This is a genomic window from Pseudomonas amygdali, from assembly GCF_002699855.1.
Classification (GTDB): Bacteria; Pseudomonadota; Gammaproteobacteria; order Pseudomonadales; family Pseudomonadaceae; genus Aquipseudomonas; species Aquipseudomonas amygdali.
Map to the genome: position 1 here is coordinate 1 of NZ_LKBW01000105.1, position 6,159 is coordinate 6,159.

The 6,159-nt window shown below is 58.5% G+C and carries 4 protein-coding genes and 1 pseudogene; 3 read left to right on the top strand and 2 right to left on the bottom strand.

The window, feature by feature from the left end; translation table 11 throughout:
* From AO277_RS09665 to AO277_RS09675, 3 genes and pseudogenes are all read left to right on the top strand, one after another.
* Positions 1-1,049, top strand: a pseudogene (locus AO277_RS09665) (type IV secretion protein Rhs); the annotation flags it as partial.
* 439 nt (positions 1,050-1,488) lie between these two features.
* Positions 1,489-2,049 carry a hypothetical protein gene (locus tag AO277_RS09670; RefSeq protein ID WP_236691295.1) on the top strand — a complete coding sequence of 187 codons (561 nt, stop codon included), beginning with the start codon at positions 1,489-1,491 and terminating at the stop codon, positions 2,047-2,049.
* A 63-nt stretch (positions 2,050-2,112) separates the two neighbouring features.
* Complete coding sequence (locus AO277_RS09675) at positions 2,113-2,664, top strand: hypothetical protein (protein ID WP_044319991.1); 552 nt, start codon at positions 2,113-2,115, stop codon at positions 2,662-2,664.
* Between the two features lie 292 nt (positions 2,665-2,956).
* Here AO277_RS09675 and AO277_RS09680 read toward each other — a convergent pair whose 3' ends face one another.
* Together AO277_RS09680 and AO277_RS09685 are read right to left on the bottom strand one after the other, a co-directional pair.
* Positions 2,957-5,401 carry an alpha/beta hydrolase gene (locus AO277_RS09680; protein WP_044319992.1) on the bottom strand — a complete coding sequence of 815 codons (2,445 nt, stop codon included), beginning with the start codon at positions 5,399-5,401 and terminating at the stop codon, positions 2,957-2,959.
* A complete protein-coding gene (locus AO277_RS09685; RefSeq protein ID WP_005746945.1) occupies positions 5,394-5,876 on the bottom strand; it encodes a hypothetical protein in 483 nt (160 codons plus the stop codon). The genes AO277_RS09680 and AO277_RS09685 overlap by 8 nt, the downstream gene beginning before the upstream one ends.
* Positions 5,877-6,159: the final 283 nt, after the last annotated feature.

Sequence of the window (6,159 nt, forward strand, 5' to 3'; positions counted from 1 at the left end):
CCTCGAGCCGCGACTACAGTGGCGATCACTACGTCATCGAGATCGACGACACCGGCAACATGACCGGGCTGACCCTGCCCGATGGCAACCAGTTGGCGTTCGAATACGACGAGTTTGCCCGGCTGCTCAAGGAAACCGACCCGCTGGGCCGCAGTATTCGTTACCAGTACCACCACCTGACCACGCTGATCACTCAGGTCGATTATCCCGACGGCAGCACCTGGAAAGCCCGCTACGACGCCAAAGGCAACCTCGTCGCCGAGATCGACGCGCTGGGCCACAAGACCTAATACCTCAACGGCGAGGACGGCTTGCCGCACACCATCGTCGACCCGACGCTCAAGTCCAAATACCTGTGGTGGAACACCCTGGCCCAGGTCCAGCGCTTTCAGGACTGTTCGGGCAAAAGCACTCATTACCGCTATGACGAGCGCCACCACCTGGTGGCCGTCACCGATGCACTGAACAACACCACCACGCTGGAACGCAAACCCGATGGCGAAGTGCTGCGCATCAACAACCCGGACGGCACCCACGAGACCTTTACCTACAACGAACTGGGCCAGGTCCTGACCCACACCGATGGCAAAGGCCAGATAACGCGGTTGTCCCGCAACGCCCGTGGCCTGCCAACCCGACGCGAGGACGCCAAGGGCAAAGCCGTTGCCTACCAGTACGACAAGGCCATTCGCCTCGTCGCCCTGACCAACGAAAACGATGCGACCTACCGCTTTGCCTACGACGACGCAGATCGTCTGATCGAAGAAAAACGCATCGACAACCTGACCCGCCGTTTCAGCTACAACCTCGGCGGGCACCTGACACAGGTCGAGGAAATCGGCTACGGCGAGAAAGGCGAACAGCCACGGCGCAGCACCCATCTGGAGCGCGACCCGATTGGTCGCCTGCTGGCAAGACTTAACGACGATGCGCGTCAGGACTACGCCTACGACGACGGCGACCGACTGCTGTCAATCGAGCGCAAGCCGACGGACACCGGCAGAAAACTGGGCGTCACCGCTGAGAAGACAGACTTCGCACACGAACTGTGGGCCATAATGTGAAAGACCGTGACTTATGGAGCGCAGGCTGCCAGGACGATTAACTCAGCAATTAGACCTCACTGCCTCTTCGCATAGACCAGCACCTAAACATCCGTATTACGACATCGGCAACCGCCTGAACCTCAGCACCGTCCGCTTTGACTAGGTGACACGTCAAAAGGCAACCATCTAAATAGTGGGACGACTAGTCAGGCACTTAAATATTTGATGTATGACCTTTCAGACTATGCCATTAGCTTTTGCTATATTTCGCTTTTAAAACTTGAGCTAACAACATGATCGAACCACAACCCAACGCAATAAAAAGGGACTTTACGGGTCTTTCTTCCTGATTGCCTTATTTGGCACAATGTCGACGTTTAAATCTGATTTTTTCTGGCTGGCATGCCTCGGCCTCTTTACCCTGCTCATGAGAGCAATATATTTGATTTACCTGAGCGAAAGCTTCACTGCAATCGCAGTTCATTCTTTCACAGGCCTTTTCTCTTCATTTCTACTCATGAATACAAGCGTTATTTATCTTATAGCAAAATCTGAATACGGCGCTTCAACGACAGATGCTTTATCGTGGGCGATGATTCCGGCCTTACTGATGCTCGTTTCATTTTTATTTATTTACTTTACAAAATCGAGATCAGGTCAGCTGTCTTTTGAGATCAGGGATAACAAGGTATATATGGTACACGGTTATGTCAGCACGAGAAACGGAAACTTACTGAGCGGAGGCGTCATTGTGGCCGGAATCGCTGCAATGATCATGTGGCATATAGAACTGATCATTATGGTCAGTATCTGGATAGCACTGAGCAATCTTTACCTTCTTTACTGGAACAGGGACGCCATCCGAATACTGAAAAAAATCCTTGCGCTGGAAAAGAAGCGCAATCGGTCTTACACGTTCGAGTACGTCGAACAGCTTCGTGAAGCACGCAGTCGCTGGTGGTTAGGTAGGTTTTTGAAATGGGTAATATCGCTCAGCAAATGAAGCCAGGTATCAGACCATCAGCGAAGAAGACAACTAACCGCCGAACCCAACCAAGGAAGAAAAATGGGTAAACAATCTCGCAGCAAGCGGGCCTCGCCGGAGCCTATGGTGATTTACCGCAGTCACGTTGCCGCTTTCCGCTCTCGTTATCTGCTGTCCTTTCTGACTCCGATCTTCATGGGCATCTTTTCCCTCGCCATTACCGCAGGCACGGTGGTCGATGCGTACTTTCCAAATGAGCCGGAGAGAACCGGCCAGTCGATGATGCTCATGATGGGCGTATCACTGGTTTTGAGTTTCGACGGCATCATGATGAGTCGCGGGCATGCCTGTGGAATGTGGATATTGGCGGCCATTCTGGTGAGCTGCTTTTTCGCGGTGCTGCCCACTGCCCCTGCGCACTGGCGGCGTTTTGAATTGATACTTTACATGCTGGGGCTGCTTTTCCCGTTGCTGGGCCTTTTATCGCTCAACAGCGAGCGCGGCCGGGAGTTGCGCATGCAATGGAGGATTATTCGATCCGAACGCAAGGAGACGCGTCAGGAGATGCGGCGGCGCAGGGATCTCGAGGTGCATCGTGAAAGCCTGCGCAAGAGAAAGGCACTGCGCAAGTAGCCCAGGCTCAACGAGGACTTTCTCGCGCCCAACAAAAAACCCGCCGAAGCGGGTTTTTCCAAGACCATCCCGACTCCCTGTCGGCTGCCTCCGAGGCGATGGTCGATCATCCTTGATCCTGGTGAACTCCTGTTCACCACTTGATGGATCCAATCTTACGGAGGACGGACCAGGTCGGAAATGGCCGAACCCCTCCACCGCGTGTAAGCCTTTCGCTATACCTGGGCGAAGCACAACCTTACCTTTCAATGAGCGTGCGGGTTCGCTGTGGATAAATCACCTGCTGGCTTTATCACTGCCCCTCGACCAGCAACAATTCCCCATCCCTATACCGCACCTCCTTCCCCAGCCACGCCATATCAACATTCGGCAGCACCGCCGAAGGCTTGCGCAGTTCGCGCAGCAACGTAGACCCGTGGGAAAGACGCCCGCCCATGCGCGCGGTCACGGCGCGTGCGTTCTGGTAGTGCGCGTGGCGTCCGGGGTCGAGGGTGTCTTCCAGCAGGATGTCATCGCCCAGAATGCCTTGAACCTGCCCCGGATAGATCATGAAGCCAGTAGCCTGCTCGGTGCCTTCTCGACCGTCCTGCCAGAAACTGCCTGCGCGGCTGCGAATGTCTGGATGAGACGCAAACCAGTCCGCCCTGTCGGCGCTGGGCATGGCGTGATGCAGCCGGAAGAACAGGCGCATCAGGTTGTCGCGATACCACTCGCGCACTTGCAGGTAGTAGCCGCGCATGCCCGGCAGGCCTGCGCGGTGAGCGACGCGAATGATACCCGGCCAGGTTGGAAAGGCCTGTAGCGGCAGGTCGGTCTGTGCTGGGCGTGGCGTAGCGGGGTCGGTTTCCCAGGGTAGCCGGTGCGGGCAGTGTTCAAGGTTGTCGTAAGCGGTTGGCGGACGTCCCAGCAGATCACCGCCGCTGCTGGCCAGCGAGGTGGCGATGCACAGGTTACCTTGCACGACGAACACGTAGAAACGCGTAAACCAGTCAGCCAATTGCTGGCCGTCAGCCCCTTGGGCCGTCAAGGCATGCAGCTCTCGGTCGAAACGGTGCAGTTGCTTTTCCAGGGTCAGCAGGTGGCCGCGCGCGATACGCTGCATGCGCAGGAATACCGGTAAAGAGCGCAGCAAACGCAGAGGTCGCCAAGGCAGATGCGGTGCTGCGCCGCCGACTTCATCGGCGTAACTGCTGGAGGCGACGCCCCAATCAGCCAGACGTGCGAGAAACAGGTCGTTGTTGATGTAGGAAGCGGCGCCAAACAGTGCGGTGAACGGTTCGTTGTCCTGCAACACGCGTGAATCCCAACGCGCCATGATCGCCGGGATGCTGCCTGCGGCGCGGCGCTGTGCGTACTCGACCAGCCTGCTTGGCTGCGGCGGCAGGATCTCGGCGATGTTGGCCGCGGTCAGGTGTCGGCGCCAGCCGTAATCACTGATCGGGCGGTACTGCAACAGCCACAGCTGGCGGCCATCCCACGCCCACTCGACATCGCCCGGCACGTAATGGAAAACGCGCAGCACGCCTTGCAGGAAGTCCCAGAGCATTTCTTGTGTCAAACCGTGGGATGGCGTGAAGCTGCCGCTGTTCCAGGCATCGCCGAGGCGGGAAATGATCGCTCGCTCCGGGCTTGCCTGACCGTCAGCCAGCGACTCCAGATGCCCTTCGACCCACTCCAGCTCGACCGACAGGTGACGCGCAAACGCGATGCCGGAAAGCACCGGCGTGATGAACCGCTGCACCACGACTTCTTCGACGCCTGCGCCGTGCAGTTCTGCGATACGTGCAGGTACGTTTTGGGTGGGCTCGCGAAGGAAGGTGGTGCTCAGGCCAGCGTTGGCCGCATCGGCCTGATCCTCGCCGAAGCTGGACGAGCGCACCGCCCAGATAGCCTCCGGCTGGCTGGCCAGAAACGCGGGCAAGGCCGAGTCATCGCCCTGCACCAATGACAGTGCTGCGGGCACCGGTTGCCCGGCGATGGCCGCCAAACGCAGACGGCCGCCTTTGGTGTGCGCAACGAAGCCGCGCTCGCCGGACTCCAGCCACTGCGCAAACTCGGCCGGCGTGTCGATCCACGGGTAGTGACCCCAGCCCGGTTTCAGACTGATGCTCAGGTCGGCACGTGCCAGAATGGCAGACCACGCTGCCGCCTGCTCGATACCCAGCACGTTGTCCTGATCGCCCCATACCAGCTCTATCGGGTCTTGCACCCATTCCAGCAGCGGCAGCGCAGTGTCGGCGCGCACCAGGTCCCAATACGGAACAAAGGCGCGGCAGCGGGCGTAACCGGCCCCCATACGCTGGTAGTGCGCCGCAGGCCAGGCTTGCCTGGAAAACTTGTGCGCAAACAGCGTGGGCTTGTTGGCCAGCAGCCAGTGAATGGTCTTGCGAATGGGCAGCGGCGACATCAGCGCAGGCAAGCGCCGCCGCCACAGAAAAGCTCCCACCGGCGCCAGCAGCACGCTTCTGCAGAAGTGTCCGGGCTGGCGCTGCAAGGCATGCATGACCAGCAATGCATTGACGCCCACGGCGACGATGGCACTGCCCCTGACCGTCGCTGCCAATAGCGCATCGGCGTAGGCGGCGAGGTCTTCGCACGGTGGCTGGGGATTGTTGCCGAAGCCTGGCAGTTCCAGCGGTACGACCTGATGCAGCTGAAAATGCGGCAGCACATCATCCCACCATTCGGCACTGCTGCCGTTGCCCGCCAGCAGGTACAGAAGGGGCAAGTCAGACATGACGGGGCTCCTTCAACGCGCTGGCAGCAGAAGTACGGCGATCATGGCGATACAGCCAAAGCAACGGCGGCAGCAACGCCAGCAGCGCCGCCAGATCAAGCCACACATGCGACCAGACACCCCCGCGCACGGAAATCGCTATGTCCTGAGGTGCCCAGAGCAGCAGGCCGGCGATCAGCCAGCCCCAAGGCATGGCGCTTTTCAGACGATTGCCCAAATGCACAAGCGCCAGCATGTACACGGAATAGGTTTGCAAGGTGGCGCCAAACAGCGCCATCCACCAGACCTGTTGCGCACGCGCAGCGGCAGGAACGGCGTCGGTCCAGAAGGCCTGCTCAAGCGTAGTCAGGTAGCCGTCGAGCAAGCCGGAAAAACCCGCCCAGGTGAACACGATACTGCCCAGCACGTGCGCGACTGCGACGGCATACAGCCAGATCACCAGCGTGCGGCGCAGCGTGGTAGAAGGGAGCGGCATTGCAGGTCCTTGGTTCGTCCTTGTGAGGTGGCGAGTGTAGCGATTTCGGGAGGGGCTTAATACCGGCCGCCTTATCGCTTCTCCCGCTTTAAATTGAAGGGTTGCGTGCCTATGCAGTAAATCGGCTGATCGTCAGCTGGAATGCGTCTGACTATCGAGGTTCAAGCCTATGCTGAATGAATCCCGACCACCTGCTATTTCTATCAGTAGACGGCGTTTCTGATGCGGCCTAAGAATGGTCTGAAGTAGGCCGCTATTTTTAGACTGCTGAGCCATAGCCGCT